The following is a 14898-nucleotide window of genomic DNA, read 5'->3' as shown; positions in this document are numbered from 1 at the left end:
CTCCCCTGTAGGCGTCCACTAGGGGCGCCTACAGGGTTTTTTTCGGCCGCAACACCAGCCACAACGCCCCGGCAATCAACACCCCGCCATACAGATGCGCCATCGACAACGGCTCATCCAGCAACAACGCGCCCCACAGTACGCCGAACGGCGGGATCATGAAGGTCACGGTCATCGATTTCACCGGCCCGATGGACGTCAGCAGGCGGAAGTAAAGAATGTAGGCAAACGCCGTACACACCAGCCCCAAGCCCAGCAACGACACCCACACCTGCCACCCACCCCAACTCGCGGGCGGCTGGCTGATCGCGCTGTAGGCGAAGAACGGCAACAGGAACAACGTTGCACCGAGCATGCTGCCCAGGGCCGACAGGCGACTGTCCAAGCCGCCGCGCTGATCCAGCCAGCGTCGCGCCAGGAACCCGGCAAAGCCATAACAGGTGGTCGCCAGCAAGCAGGCCAGCGCGCCCATCAACAATTCCAGGTCAAACGCCACGGGCCCGGCGCGGGTCAGTACACCCACACCGAACAAACCCAGGCACACGCCGGCAATTTTTGACGGCGTCAGGCGTTCGCTGAAAAACAGCCCGCCAATCAACACGCCCATCAACGGCGTGGTGGCGTTGAAGATCGCCGAGTAACCCGCCGGCAACACCTGGGCCGCCACCGAGTACATGGTCGCCGGGATCCCGGAGTTGATCACGCCCAATAGCAACACCGTCTTGAACTTGCCCTGGAAATCCCAGCTCACGCGCATCATCGCCAAAATCACCAGCAACCCTGCGGCGGCGATCGACACACGGAAGAACGCCGTCGGCACCGTGCCGATCTCCGGCGCAATGATGCGCATAAACAAGAAACTCGCCCCCCAAATGGCAGCAAGCCCCAGCAAATACAGGCTATCAACAGGTCTCACGCAACACTCCTACCTCAATAAGCCCGCGAGTGTTGCATGACATTTCCAATGATTACAGGACAAACCGCGTCACCAGCCCATTCAGGTCCACCGCCAGGCGCGACAGTTCCTGGCTGGCCGCCGACGTCTGGGTGGCGCCGGCGGCTGTCTGGGTCGACAGATCGCGGATGTTCACCAGGCTGCGGTCCACATCGCGTGCTACCAGCGCCTGCTGTTCGGCGGCGCTGGCAATCACCAGGTTGCGCTGGCTGATTTGTGAGATGGCTGCGGTGATTTTCTCCAGGGCAGTGCCGGCGCTATTGGCCCGTTGCAGGGTCTGGCCGGCATGCTCGGCGCTGCTGTTCAAGGCTTCGACGGTATCTTGGGTGCCCTGCTGGATACCGGTGATCATCTGCTCGATTTCTTCAGTGGAATCCTGGGTGCGCTGCGCCAGGGAGCGCACTTCATCGGCGACAACGGCAAAACCACGCCCGGCTTCGCCCGCGCGGGCGGCTTCAATGGCGGCGTTGAGCGCCAGCAAGTTGGTCTGCCCGGCAATGCCACGGATCACTTCCAGCACCTTGCTGATGTCCTGGGCCTGTACCGCCAGGCCTTCGGCTTTGTTTGAAGCACCGAGCACTTCGTCCACCAGGTTCTGGATCGAGCTGATGGTTTCGCTGATCTGGTAGTGGCCGTGCTTGCTGTCCTCGTCGGAGGCCTGGGACGCCTCGGCGCTGGACACCGCATTGCCCGCCACTTCGTCCACGGCCGCGCTCATTTCGGTCACGGCGGTGGCGGCCTGCTCGATCTCGTCGTTCTGCGCTTGCAGCCCTCGGGTGCTTTGTTCCATCACCGAACTCATCTCTTCGGCCGCAGAAGCCAGCTGCTGCGCCGACTCGCTGATGCCACGGATGGTGCCTTGCAACTGCGCCTGCATGGTGGCCAACGCCGTGAGCAATTGCGCGGGTTCGTCCTTGCCGCTGACGGCGATCGGCTGGCTCAAGTCGCCGCCGGCAATGGTGCGTGCCACGTTCAGGGCCTGGCCGAGCGGGGCGGTGATGCTGCGGGTCAGCAGCCAGGCCAGCAGCAAGGTGGCGATCAGCGCGAACACGATGATCGAACCGACGATCCACTGCGCGCTGGAATAGGTTTGCGCGGCGGAGTCCACGGCGGTCTCCACACCGCTCTGGTTGAAGGTGATCATGTCCTCCAGGCTTTTGTTGAGGATCACGCCCTGTGGCGCCAGGCGGCTGTTGAGCAGGTCGATGGCGTCCTGTTGCTGGTCTTTGTCTACCAGGGCAACGATCTGTGCGACGAGGGTCAGGTAGGCATTCACGTTACCTTCGAGCTGCTTGAGCATTTCGCGCTCTTCATCGCCGCTGAGCAGGGTTTTGTGATGGTCAAGCAAGGTTTGCAGCTCGGTGCGCTGGCGGGTGATTAGGGCTTTGCTGTTGTCACGGACCCGCGATTCGTCGGTGGTTGCCAGGCGCAACGCCTCCAGGCGGATACTGGCCACGAAGGCCGCGCTGTCGTGGATGTTCTCGATGCTCGGCATCCACGATTCTTCGATGACCAACGCGCTCTGCCGCAACTTGGCCATCTGGCCCAGCCCAAACATCCCGACGATCACCAGCAAGCTGGCCAAAACCCCAAAACTCAGACTGGCACGCAGACCGATCCTCATGTTCCTCAATGACATCTCAATGCTCCTTGGGCGATTAGAACCTGTTCCCGGATCGGTCTTTGGACCTTGTTAGGGTGGGAGAGGGCGCGCTATATATCAAAGTGCCATCAGTGTGGTAATCAGGGTTTCCCTTAGTTGGATCCAAAGCGCCGAGCGGAGATCACGTCCGGCGTTACGCGAGGTTTTTCGGCATCGACCTGCCAAGCCCCGCCTTTGCAGGCGTGCAGGAAAAGCGCAGTGCGACTTTTGGGTGCGTTTATTGACCGGATGGTCGAATTAAAAAAATTGAAAATAAATGTACGAAATGAACGAAGTTGTACAAGGCAGTGCAAGAAATGACCCTTCTCCTGTTCTCGTACACTGGCTAAGCTCAGGGCTTCCAGATGCCCGTAGAGGTTTCCCGCATGTCGCAATCCGCCCTCGCTGTCGCCCGGATGATCCTCGATGGCTTCGACGATTACCGTGAGCACTTTCGCCAGATCACCGATGGCGCCCGCGAGCGTTTTGAAAAGGCCCAGTGGCAGCAGGGGCAGGCGGCGTCGGCGGCGCGGATCAACCTTTATGAAGAAAAGGTCAGCGAAGTGATTGCGCGTTTGCGCAGCAGCTTTGATGACGCAGCATTGCTCGATGTTGACCAATGGCCCGTGGTGAAAAGCGCCTACATCGGCCTGATCGACCTGCGTTTCGACGATGAACTCTCCGAGACCTGGTACAACTCGATCTTCTGCGGTCTGTTCAGCCACGACCTGATCAGCGACGGCTGCATGTTCATCCACACCACCCGGCCCAGCCTGCGCCGGGCACGGGCCGCGCAGACGCGTACCTACACGCCTGCCGGGAAAATCCCGGAAATGCTCGCGCAGATCTTTGCCGACTACCGTTTCAGCGAGCCTTACGCCGACCTGGCCGGCGACCTGCGCCGCCTCGAGACCCAACTGCGGGAAAACCTGCCGGACTGGGTGTGCAAGGACCCGGACCTCAAGGTCGAGCTGTTTTCCTCGGTGCTCTACCGCAATAAAGGCGCCTACCTTGTAGGACGCATCTACACCCGCGACGAACAATGGCCACTGGTGATCCCACTGCTGCACCGTGAAGGGCAGGGCATCCAGATCGACGCACTGATCACCGACGAAGCCGACGTGTCGATCATCTTCTCGTTCACCCGTTCCTACTTCATGGTGGATGTGCCGGTGCCGGCGGAATTCATCGGCTTTCTCAAGCGCATTCTGCCGGGCAAGCACATCGCTGAGCTGTATACCTCCATCGGTTTCTACAAGCACGGCAAGTCAGAGTTCTACCGCGCCTTGATCAACCACCTGGCGACCACCGACGATCAATTCATCATGGCTCCCGGCGTGCGTGGCATGGTCATGAGCGTGTTCACGCTGCCGGGCTTCAACACGGTGTTCAAGATCATCAAGGACCGCTTTTCACCGTCGAAAAACGTCAACCGTGCCACCGTGATCGAGAAGTACCGGCTGGTCAAAAGCGTCGACCGGGTCGGGCGCATGGCCGATACCCAGGAGTTCGCCGACTTCCGTTTCCCCTTGAGCAAATTCGAGCCCGACTGCCTGGCCGAATTGCTGGAAGTCGCCGCGGGCACCGTCGAGGTGGAAGGCGACAGCGTGCTGATCCGCCACTGCTGGACCGAGCGACGCATGACCCCGCTCAACCTCTACCTCGACAACGCCAACCCCGCCCAAGTGCGCGAAGCCCTGGAAGACTACGGCCTGGCGATCAAGCAACTGGCGGCCGCGAATATCTTCCCCGGCGACATGCTGCTGAAGAACTTCGGCGTCACCCGTCACGGCCGCGTGGTGTTCTACGACTACGACGAAATCTGCTTTCTCACCGAGGCCAACTTCCGCCACATCCCCGCGCCGCGTACCCCCGAAGATGAAATGGCTTCCGAGCCCTGGTACTCGATTGGCCCGCTGGATGTATTCCCCGAGGAGTTTCCGCCGTTCCTGTTTGCCGATGCTGGCCAGCGCAAGTTGTTCGATGAGTTGCATGGCGAGTTGTACAACGCCGATTACTGGAAAGGGCTGCAGGAGGCGATTCGCGCCGGCAAGGTGATTGATGTGTTTCCTTACCGGCGCCGATGAGGGAGAAACATCAGGAACGGACAAGTGCTTGCGTCATTGGCCGGGGGTGGTCATGCGATGGAGTGCCAGGTTGTTGTTTAAGGCGTTGTAGATATTGAGCAAGTCGGTATTCAGTTCGGCAACCAACGCCCGCTGTTTATTGCTTTCTTTAAGCTGATGGATGGCGCCCAGTTTGACGTGCGTTTTGCCTGTGGAATGAATCAATGCCTTGAAGTCCAGCTGATCCTGGTCACTGCCGGCTTGTTCTGTGCGCGGGACTGCATTCAGCTGTACAAAGCCATTTTCGATAACGGCCAACTCCAGCTTGATCCGCCGATTATTCGATGGGGTTAAAACCAATACTGGGTTCATTCCCTCAATTGAGCTGCCATCAAGACTGCCATTGCGCCACGCATCGCGTAAATTCACCAAGGCATCCCGAGCAGCGGCGACCGCCTGTGGCAAAAGTTTTTCCCCCAGGCCGCTGCGGTGTGCGGCTTCGACGGTGCGTTCCAGTCGATGGAGTGTCAGCTCCAGCGGAGCCAGTTGCTTGTACCTTTCGAGGTTCTGCTCCAGGCGTTTGCGCTCCGGGACCAGGCCCAGGGTGGTTTTGAGTTGGCTGCTGCCTTGCAAGCGCCCCGTTGCCCATGCGTTGCGATACTCGGTCAGGCTGTTGCGTTGCCTGATAAGGATATCTTCCTCGGCGTGAGAGATCGGCGGCGGTTGTTGCTTGATGTGCATATCTAACGCTGAAAGCTGTTTTTCCAAGGCATTGATATGTTTGACCGCCTGCTCGAGACCGGGCGTGTTCAACCGGTTGCTGAGCGGTGCAGGCCGCAGGACGGGGACGGTTATCGGGTCCAGCTCGCTGGACGGTGGCGGGGTTGCCGCAGCCCATGCAGCACGCCGCTCCAGCAGGGCGTTGCGCGCTTGCACTCGGGCCGACAGTTGCTCGTTGCGTTGATGGATCGCTTGCAGGGTGGTTCTGGCATCGGGTTGAGCGGCAAAGAGTCGGCGGCTTTCTTGATCGAAGCTTTCAAGCGCGTCATTGATTCTGGAAACGTGCATCCAGGCTTGAAGTTGATGGCCTTTTTCCTGTGCCGCGCTGTCTTGCATCTGGCTGACAGGATGAAGCAAATGCTGTTCAAGGCGCCGGGTTGTGTCGAGCATGTGTGTGTGCCCTTGACTCACCAGGCTGTGAGCCACCGCTGTCTGGATCGCGTGGGTTTGCTGTATCAGTCGGCCCACGGTGGCGCCGCGCTCGGCTATGGAATGGGGCGTTGGTTTGATCATGTTGGCCTCTGCGGGCGGTGGAATTGTCAGGGCGTCAACCGGGGTGGGTTTCAGATCTCGGCTTTTTTCAGGCCTTCAACCATGCCGTAGACCTTTGCCAGAATAGGATCTGCCCGAAGTGGGTCGGTCAGGTACAGGTCTCGGTACTGGGTTTTTGCAACCGTCCACAGGTTGTCTACCGCTGCTTTCAGGGCGTTTTCCTTCAGGGCACGGGGTGTGGCGGCGCAATGACTGGCCAGTTGCGTGCCGAGTTGCGATGACCCTGAAAACGCGCCATTGGCCCAGGAAGACCTGAGCCCATCTATCTTCTGGCACAGCGCGGCGACGGTTTCCGCCTCGATTGCGGTTCCGCCCTCCTGATCCCGCTCAATCAACAGCGTGCCCAGTTGTTCAGCCTGTTCAAGCAGGTGGTCGAGGCGATCCACATGTTTCATAGCTTGCGCCAGCGCTCCGCCTGAGAGGGTCGGAGAAAAGCTCACTGCGCCCTCGGTGACTGCTTGTTCGTAGGGGGGCGGCAACTCGTCGTTCGCGTCATGTCGGGGCAGGGGACTGTCGCTGTTCATGGCCTGCCAATAGGTGGGCGCAAGTGAGGCTGGCCGGCGTGATTCGAGCTGCCTGACCGAGTCCGGATGTGTATCTTCGGCGTACATTTCCAGCGTGCGGAAGTAGGACTGGGCGCTGCGAGAGCGACTTTCCAGGGCGGGATCCTGCTTTGTGTAGACGGGGGCTGTGTGGGCGGTCCATGACGTTGGATAGGAGGGCAAGTGGGCTGTTGGCGTGGGCATGAGGTATTTCCAGTGCGAGGAGGTCGATGTCGAAGTAGAGCGCGCCGGATCATGGGTATGCCATATGGCGGGTTCTGATAGCCCTGTCTGAAAAGTTGAATGGGGAAGTAGGTTGCGGTGTATCCCCCGCGCTCAAACAGCCTGCCGTAAAGGAGGGAAGCGAGCGTTTTGTGATGATGAAACCGGTTGCCACGTTCACAGCGACTGAAATCTGCGACAATTGCCGCCCACGATCATGTCACCGCAGGCTCACCTGCCTCACTTAAAGACCTTTGCGTACCTGATGACCGACCAAGCGCCCACTATCGACCAACTGCTCAAGACCCTCGATCACGCCATGCTCGCCGACCGCCACCGCTTGCGGCGGCAATTGCTTGAGCTGCGCAAGAAGCCCGACGAGGAAAAGCTGGCGCAGTGGGTTGCGCGCATGCAGGCGTCCTGCGCCCAGGTCACGGCGCGGCGTGCCAGCCTGCCGGTGATCCGTTATGACGACAGCCTGCCGATTGCGGCCAAGCGTGATGAGATCAAAGCCGCGCTGAACAAGCACCAGGTGCTGATCATTGCTGGTGAGACCGGCTCGGGTAAGACCACCCAGTTGCCGAAGATCTGCCTGGAAATCGGTCGTGGCCAATTCGGCCTGATCGGTCACACCCAGCCACGGCGAATTGCGGCACGCAGCGTTGCCAGTCGGGTGGCCGAGGAGTTGGCCACGCCGTTGGGCGCGTTGGTCGGCTATCAGGTACGTTTTGAAGACCAGAGCGATTCCAATACCCTGATCAAGCTGATGACCGACGGCATCCTGCTGGCGGAAACCCAGAACGATCGCTACCTGGAACGCTACGACACGATCATCGTCGATGAAGCGCACGAACGCAGCCTGAACATCGACTTCCTGCTGGGCTACCTGAAGACCCTGCTGCCGCGTCGTCCGGACCTCAAAGTCATCATCACTTCGGCAACCATCGACCTGGAGCGGTTTTCCAAGCATTTCGATGACGCGCCGATTGTCGAAGTCTCGGGCCGTACCTTCCCGGTCGACACCTGGTATCGCCCGCTGACCCTGGAGCAGGACGAGGAGGGCAACCGCGTCGAGGATGACTTGACCGTTGACCAGGCGATCCTCGCCACACTCGATGAAATCGCCGCCTATGAGCGCAGCGAAAGGCGCAGCCCTGGCGATGTACTGGTGTTCCTGCCCGGCGAGCGCGAGATTCGCGACGCCGCCGACATGCTGCGCAAGGCCCAGCTCAAGCACACCGAGATCCTGCCGCTGTACGCGCGGCTATCTCCAGCCGAACAGCAGCGCATCTTCCAGTCCCATCCGGGCCGGCGCGTGGTGCTGGCGACCAACGTCGCGGAAACCTCGCTGACGGTGCCGGGCATTCGTTACGTGATCGACAGCGGCACCGCGCGTATCAGCCGCTACAGCTACCGTGCCAAGGTGCAGCGCCTGCCGATCGAAGCGATCTCCCAGGCCAGCGCCAACCAGCGTAAAGGCCGCTGCGGTCGGGTCGAGCCGGGCATCTGCATCCGCTTGTACAGCGAAGAGGATTTTATCGGGCGTCCGGAATTTACCGATCCGGAAATCCTGCGCACCAACCTCGCGGCCGTGATCCTGCAGATGCTGCACCTGCGCCTCGGCGAGATCACCGATTTCCCGTTTATCGAGCCGCCGGACGGCAAGGCCATCAGCGACGGTTTCAACTTGCTGCAAGAGCTGTCGGCGGTGGACCGCAACAGTCAGCTCACGCCATTGGGCCGTCAGTTGGCGCGCCTGCCGGTGGACCCGCGCATGGGCCGCATGCTGCTGGAAGCCGCCAAGCTCGGCAGCTTGCAGGAAGTACTGATCGTCGCCAGCGCCATGTCGATCCAGGACCCGCGCGAGCGTCCGCCGGAGCGCCAACAGGCCGCCGACCAGGCGCACGCACAGTGGAAAGATCCGGATTCGGACTTCGCCGGGTTGGTCAATCTGTGGCGCGGTTTTGAAGAGCAGCGCCAGGCACTGACAGCGAGCCCGTTGCGCAACTGGTGCCGCAAGAACTTCCTCAACTACCTGCGTTTGCGCGAGTGGCGCGACTCCCATCGTCAGTTGAGCCTGATCTGCCGCGACATGCAGTTGACCGTCAATAAAGAACCTGCGGATTTCCCGAAACTGCACAAGGCGGTGCTCTCCGGCCTGCTCAGCCAGATCGGCCAGAAAACCGAAGACGGCGATTACCTCGGTGCGCGTCAGCGGCGCTTCTGGATTCACCCGTCCTCGGGCATCGGCAAGAAGCGTCCGCAATGGCTGATGACCGCCGAGCTGGTGGAAACCACCAAGCTGTATGCGCGCATGGTCGCCAAGATCGACGCCGACTGGATCGAGCCGCTGGCCGGGCATTTGATCAAGAAAAATCACTTTGAACCCCATTGGGAGAAGAAGCGCGGCCAGGTGGTGGCCTTTGAGCAGATCACCCTGTTCGGGTTGATTGTGGTCGGGCGTCGCCCGGTGCATTACGGGCCGATTGACCCGGTGGTGTCTCGCGAGTTGTTTATCCGCGAAGGCCTGGTGCGTGGCGAGATCCAGTCGCGAGCCAAGTGCCTCACGGCCAACCAGCAACTGCTGGAGCAACTCGACGAACTGGAAGCCAAAGCGCGCCGTCGCGACATCCTGGCGGACGAAGAAACCCTGTTCGCCTTCTACGACTCGCGGTTGCCGGCGGAGATCCACCAAACCGCGACCTTCGACAGCTGGTACAAAATCAACAGTCAGAAAGACCCGCAACTGCTGATCATGCGCGAAGAAGACGTGCTGGCCCGCGAAGCCAGTGAAGTCACCGCCGCGCATTATCCGGACACCCTGCACCTGGGCGATCTGGAACTGGCGCTGAGTTACCACTTCGAACCCAATCACCCACGCGACGGTGTGACCCTGCGCGTGCCGGCACCGCTTTTGCCTGCGTTGCCGCCAGAGCGCCTGGAATGGCTGGTGCCGGGGGTGATCGAAGCCAAATGCATCGCCCTGGTACGCAACCTGCCCAAAGCGCTGCGCAAGAACTTCGTGCCGGTGCCGGACTTCGTCAAGGCTGCGCTGCAACGCATCGAATTCGGCCAGGGCTCGTTGCCCCAGGCGCTGGGCCGTGAGTTATTGCGCATGACCGGGGCGCGGGTCAGCGATGAAGCCTGGGCCGAAGCCGCGCAGCAGGTCGAAAGCCACCTGAAGATGAACCTGGAGGTGGTCGATGGCCAAGGCAAGTTCCTCGGCGAGGGCCGCGACCTGGCCGAACTGACCGCACGTTTTGCCGAGGCCAGCCAGGCCGCGCTCGCCGTGCCACAGACCGCGAAAAGCCAACAGCCGGTGGAAGCCAAGGTGTTTGCGGCGGTGGCGGAAAAGACTCAACAGAAGATCGCCGGGCTGTCGATGACGGTGTATCCGGCGCTGGTGGAAGAAAACGGCACGGTCAAGGAAGGGCGCTTCTCCACGGCTGCCGAGGCGGAGTTCCAGCATCGCCGCGCGTTGCAGCGTTTGCTGATGCAACAACTGGCGGAACCGGCGAAATTCCTGCGTGGCAAATTGCCGGGCCTCACCGAGCTGGGCCTGATGTATCGCGAATTGGGCCGCATCGATGCGCTGGTGGAAGACATCCTGCTGGCCAGCCTCGACACCTGTGTACTCGAAGGCGAAGCCAACCTGCCGCGTGATGGCGCGGGCCTGGCCGCCTTGGCCGAGCGTAAGCGCGGCAGTTGGACCGAACACGCCGAGCGCCTGGCGCGCTTGACCCTCGATGTACTGAAACTGTGGCACGGCCTGCAAAAGCGCTTCAAAGGCAAGATTGACCTCGCCCAGGCCGTGGCCCTGAACGACATCAAGCAGCAACTGAGCCACCTGGTGTACCCCGGTTTCGTGCGGGAAACCCCGGCGCAATGGTTCAAGGAATTGCCGCGATACCTCAAGGCCATTGAGTTGCGCCTGGAGAAACTGCCAAGCCAGGTGCAAAAGGATCGGGTGTGGAGCGGCGAACTGGCCGGTTTGTGGGCGCAGTACGAAAACCGTCTGAAAAAGCATGCCCAGGAAGGCAAGCGCGACCCTCAGTTGGAGCTCTATCGCTGGTGGCTGGAGGAATATCGCGTGTCGTTGTTTGGCCAGCAACTGGGCACCAAAGTACCGATTTCCGACAAGCGTTTGAGCAAGCAATGGAGCCTGGTCGAAGCTTGACCCACGCCGTCGTTCATCACAGGGTTATGTGTAAGCCTCTGACAAGGGTGTTTATCTGGCATATGGCGCCAAGTCCCAGGGTTTGTGGCAAACTTCGCGGTTATAAATGCCGGGATCGTCGTGAAGGGCTGCGACGCGATGGAATAAAGCGATGCCAGTTTGATGTCCGCTGGGCGGGATCGAACTACTTATAGTTTGGTACGACGGTACCAATATCTTCTGCCTGACAGATTTAGAGGAACGACCGTGCATAACGTCGTCATCAGCGGCACTGGCCTGTACACCCCGGCCAACAGCATCTCCAACGAAGAGCTGGTGCAGTCTTTCAATGCCTACGTGCATCAGTTCAACAGCGACAACGCCGCCGCCATCGAGCGCGGTGACGTGCAGCCGCTGACCGAATCCAGTGCAGCCTTCATCGAAAAAGCCTCGGGCATCAAGAGCCGTTTCGTGATGGACAAGGACGGCATTCTCGACCCGCAGCGCATGGCTCCACGCCTGCCCGAGCGCAGCAACGACGAATGGTCGGTGCTCTGCCAGATGGCCGTCGGTGCTGCCGAACAGGCCCTGCAACGCGCCGGCAAGACCGCCGCCGACATCGACGGTGTGATTGTCGCCTGCTCCAACCTACAGCGTGCCTACCCGGCCATCGCCATTGAAGTCCAGGAAGCCCTGGGTATCCAAGGTTTTGGTTTTGACATGAACGTGGCGTGTTCTTCGGCCACCTTCGGCATCCAGAACGCCGCCAATAGCATCCAACTGGGCCAGGCGCGGGCGATTCTGATGGTCAACCCGGAAGTCTGCACCGGCCACCTGAATTTCCGCGACCGTGACAGCCACTTCATCTTTGGCGACGCGGCCACTGCCGTGGTCCTGGAGCGCGCCGACCTGGCGACTTCCGAGCATCAGTTCGATGTGGTGAGCACCAAGCTGCTGACCAAGTTCTCGAATAACATCCGCAACAACTTCGGTTTCCTCAACCGCACGGCGGAAGAAGGCATCGGCGCGCCCGACAAGCTGTTCGTGCAGGAAGGCCGCAAGGTATTCCGCGATGTGTGCCCGATGGTGGCCGAGCTGATCGGCGTGCATTTGCAAGAAAACCAGCTGAACGTAGCCGATGTGAAGCGCTTCTGGCTGCATCAGGCCAACCTGAGCATGAACCACCTGATCGTGAAGAAACTGCTGGGCCGCGAAGCCTCGGTGGAAGAAGCGCCGGTGATCCTCGATACTTACGCCAATACCAGCTCGGCGGGCTCTGTCATTGCATTCCACAAATACCAGGATGATTTGACCAAGGGCTCCGTGGCGGTACTCAGCTCGTTTGGCGCGGGCTATTCGATCGGCAGCGTGATCCTGCGCAAACGCTAAGACAATCGAGGTCTTGAATGGCAGCAGCGGACGACGCGCACCTGCTTGAACGCCTGCTCAAGGGTGAGCAGCGGGCCTACAAGGAATTGGTCACCACTTACCAGAGCGCCATGCGGGCGGTGGCTTATGCCATTGTCGGCCAGCGTCACGCCGACGAAGTCGTGCAAGACGCCTGGCTGTCGGTGGTGCGCAACCTGGCCAAGTTCGAAGGGCGTTCCAGCCTCAAGACCTGGCTGCTGACCATCACCGCCAACGCCGCCAAGGGGCGCTATAAGCAGAATCGTCGCGAAGTGTTGCTCGACGACCTGCCTTCGCCCCATGGCACGATTGGCGATGACCGTTTCTCCCCTGACGATGGCCACTGGGCCGTCGCCCCCTACGCCTGGCACCAGGACACTCCGGAAGCCCTGCTGACCGAGGATGAACTGCGTAAATGCCTGGAGCATACGTTGCTGAGTTTGTCTGAGTTGCAGAGCAGCGTGCTGGTGCTGCGTGAACGCCAGGGCTTGGAGTTGGAAGAGATCTGTAATCTTCTGACGCTGTCGCTCTCCAATGTCCGTGTGCTGTTGCATCGAGCACGGCTTAAAGTCTTCGCCACGGTGGAGCATTTTGAGGAAACGGGCGAATGTTGACCTGTAAAGAACAAGTGGCACGTTCCAGTGACTATCTCGATGGGCAATTGACCTTTCGTGAGCGTCTGCTGGTGCGTCATCACTTGATGTTCTGCCCGAACTGCCGCCGGTTTATCCGCCAGATGCGCTTGATGCAGGCGACGCTGAAGATAATGCCGGATGAGCCGGTAGAGGGTGTGGATGCCTTGGCGCAGCGGTTGGCTGAAGAACGACTCAAGGATCACAAAGGCGGGGAATAAGCAGGCTCGCGTGGATGGATCGGACGGATGATGGGGACCGATCCACCCACGCAAGACTGTTGCAGCGACCTCGGGCCGTCCTGGCCCAAGGCTTTTAACACTTAGATTTAGAACTTGGCTTCTGCGTCCAGCTGCAGGGTGTTGGCGTTCGCATCTCGGTAGCCGGTGGCGCTGGCGTAGTCTGCTTTGGTCAGGAAGTAAGTGGCGCCGATGGCGAAGTTCTTGTCGATGTCGTATCCGACCTTGAACTTGTGACCGCGTGCACCGGTGAAGCCGCCGGCGAAATCGGAGTCGGTAAAGGCACCCACCACCGCATAACGTTGTACGTCGCGGTAGTTGTAATCCAGGTTCAGACCAAACACTTTGGACTTGGCACCGAGCAACCAGGCGGTGTCCTTGTCTTTGTCAGTGGCCTTGGTGTTCTGCACGTACTGGCCATAGAACGACAACGGTACGGCCAGCCCGCCGATGTCGACTTGGCTGAAGCCTTCATACAAGCGGTACTCGCTGGCATTGCCGGCGGTGGTGTTTGCCACTGTTTCGCCTGGTGTCAGGCAGCCAGGGGTGGTGCCGGTGGTGGTTGGGCAACGGCTGTCTTCGTCGTTCTGGAAGGCATAGACGCTACCGCCCACGGTCAGTTTCAGGTTGTCGGTCAGCGAGAAGCGCGAACCCAACTGGCCTGCCGTCATGCGCAGGTCGTTGCGAAATTGCACGCCGTCGCCGTTGACGTTGTCCTTGAGGTTGTAGTTACCCAGGCTGCCGAACAGCTCGGCGCTGCTGCCCAGTGGATATTTGTAGGTGACGGCCAGGCCTTCCGGGTTGATATCGCTGTCCCAGATCACATCGCCCATGCTGACCCACGGCTGCAGCATTTTGCCGCCGATCACGTGCAGGTTCTTGATTTGAGTCGGGTGGTAGTCGATGTAGCCAAGGTCCAACCAGATCGACTTCTTGTTGAAGTAGCCGTCCAGGTCCTGGTTGGTGGAGCGGGCGTCGTCGCTGCTGCCGGTGGCGATACGGATGCCAGTGTCGACCTGTGAGTTGATCTCGGTGTAGGCGCCCAGACGGGCACGGATGCGTTCACGATCCTTGTCTTTGCCGCCGTTGTTCGGGGTGCCGTCGATCTTGATGGTTTCGTGGCGGAAGCGCACGTCACCCTTGAGTTGAGTCTTGGCCGCCCAGGCCAACTTCTGGTCGAAGCTGCTCAGCTCGTTGGTTTTCTTCGCGGTGGCCGCGATCTGTTCGTTGGTCTCTTGTTGAGCTTGCCGTGCGATCTGCTGCTCTTTCTGGTCCCGTGCCAGTTCAGCTTGCAGTTCGCTGTACTGAGCATTGGTGATCTGGCCGTTGGCCTTGAGCATGTCGAGCAATTTAGCGTCGACTGCAGCGCTGGCCGGGACGCTCAGGGCCAGTAACAGGCCACCGCACAGGACCGCCGCAGTTTTAGTGGAAGCAAGACGCATATCAATCTCCGAAAGTGAGGAGGGATGGCAAACCATCCAGGACACAACCGACCGATGACGGACGGAAAAATAACCACCTGCTAGAACCAGGCGCTCTAAAAACAGGCGTCAGTATCACGATCGTTTATGACGGAGCAGTGGCGAAGTGATGTCATCTAGATGACAAATTTTTCATGTTCGGAACTATTGGTTTAGAGCCTTGTCGCGCGAAACGGGGGTGTGCCGAGGCCGGCAATCAGCGATACTCGCCAGGCTTTCACGCC

General features: G+C 60.2%; 10 protein-coding genes. 5 read left to right on the top strand and 5 right to left on the bottom strand.

Annotation, left to right across the window (positions count from 1 at the left end; all coding sequences use genetic code 11):
* Positions 1-28: 28 nt before the first annotated feature.
* The gene (locus ACP7EW_RS05745; protein ID WP_269131622.1) at positions 29-916 is read right to left on the bottom strand and encodes a DMT family transporter; all 888 of its coding nucleotides are present in this window, start codon (positions 914-916) and stop codon (positions 29-31) included.
* 52 nt (positions 917-968) lie between these two features.
* On the bottom strand, positions 969-2579 hold the full coding sequence (locus ACP7EW_RS05740; protein ID WP_426216397.1) for a methyl-accepting chemotaxis protein: 1611 nt from the start codon (positions 2577-2579) through the stop codon (positions 969-971).
* 404 nt (positions 2580-2983) lie between these two features.
* Here ACP7EW_RS05740 and aceK point away from each other — a divergent pair, with 404 nt between their 5' ends.
* Positions 2984-4684: a bifunctional isocitrate dehydrogenase kinase/phosphatase gene (gene aceK / locus ACP7EW_RS05735; RefSeq protein ID WP_426215872.1), complete on the top strand. Its 1701-nt coding sequence runs from the start codon at positions 2984-2986 to the stop codon at positions 4682-4684.
* Positions 4685-4717: 33 nt separating this feature from the next.
* Here the strand turns inward: aceK and ACP7EW_RS05730 are convergent, their stop codons facing one another.
* Together ACP7EW_RS05730 and ACP7EW_RS05725 are read right to left on the bottom strand one after the other, a co-directional pair.
* Positions 4718-5956 carry a hypothetical protein gene (locus ACP7EW_RS05730; RefSeq protein ID WP_426215870.1) on the bottom strand — a complete coding sequence of 413 codons (1239 nt, stop codon included), beginning with the start codon at positions 5954-5956 and terminating at the stop codon, positions 4718-4720.
* Between the two features lie 50 nt (positions 5957-6006).
* The gene (locus ACP7EW_RS05725; protein WP_426215868.1) at positions 6007-6741 is read right to left on the bottom strand and encodes a hypothetical protein; all 735 of its coding nucleotides are present in this window, start codon (positions 6739-6741) and stop codon (positions 6007-6009) included.
* A gap of 283 nt (positions 6742-7024) precedes the next feature.
* Between ACP7EW_RS05725 and hrpA the strand changes: the two genes are divergently transcribed.
* From hrpA to ACP7EW_RS05705, 4 genes are all read left to right on the top strand, one after another.
* Positions 7025-10936 carry an ATP-dependent RNA helicase HrpA gene (hrpA, locus tag ACP7EW_RS05720; RefSeq protein ID WP_426215866.1) on the top strand — a complete coding sequence of 1304 codons (3912 nt, stop codon included), beginning with the start codon at positions 7025-7027 and terminating at the stop codon, positions 10934-10936.
* A gap of 246 nt (positions 10937-11182) precedes the next feature.
* Positions 11183-12304, top strand: coding sequence for a beta-ketoacyl-ACP synthase III (locus ACP7EW_RS05715; RefSeq protein WP_426215864.1), 1122 nt, complete (start codon positions 11183-11185; stop codon positions 12302-12304).
* Between the two features lie 17 nt (positions 12305-12321).
* A complete protein-coding gene (locus tag ACP7EW_RS05710) occupies positions 12322-12936 on the top strand; it encodes an RNA polymerase sigma factor (protein WP_016979344.1) in 615 nt (204 codons plus the stop codon).
* On the top strand, positions 12930-13175 hold the full coding sequence (locus tag ACP7EW_RS05705; protein ID WP_426215862.1) for an anti-sigma factor family protein: 246 nt from the start codon (positions 12930-12932) through the stop codon (positions 13173-13175). The genes ACP7EW_RS05710 and ACP7EW_RS05705 overlap by 7 nt, the downstream gene beginning before the upstream one ends.
* Positions 13176-13282: 107 nt before the next feature.
* Here ACP7EW_RS05705 and ACP7EW_RS05700 read toward each other — a convergent pair whose 3' ends face one another.
* On the bottom strand, positions 13283-14635 hold the full coding sequence (locus ACP7EW_RS05700; RefSeq protein ID WP_426215860.1) for a putative porin: 1353 nt from the start codon (positions 14633-14635) through the stop codon (positions 13283-13285).
* Positions 14636-14898: the final 263 nt, after the last annotated feature.

The organism is Pseudomonas sp. DWRC2-2 (assembly GCF_049897885.1).
Classification (GTDB): Bacteria; Pseudomonadota; Gammaproteobacteria; order Pseudomonadales; family Pseudomonadaceae; genus Aquipseudomonas; species Aquipseudomonas azotoformans_A.
Note: the sequence above shows the minus strand (reverse complement) of the source record. Positions and strands in the feature narration are given on the sequence as shown.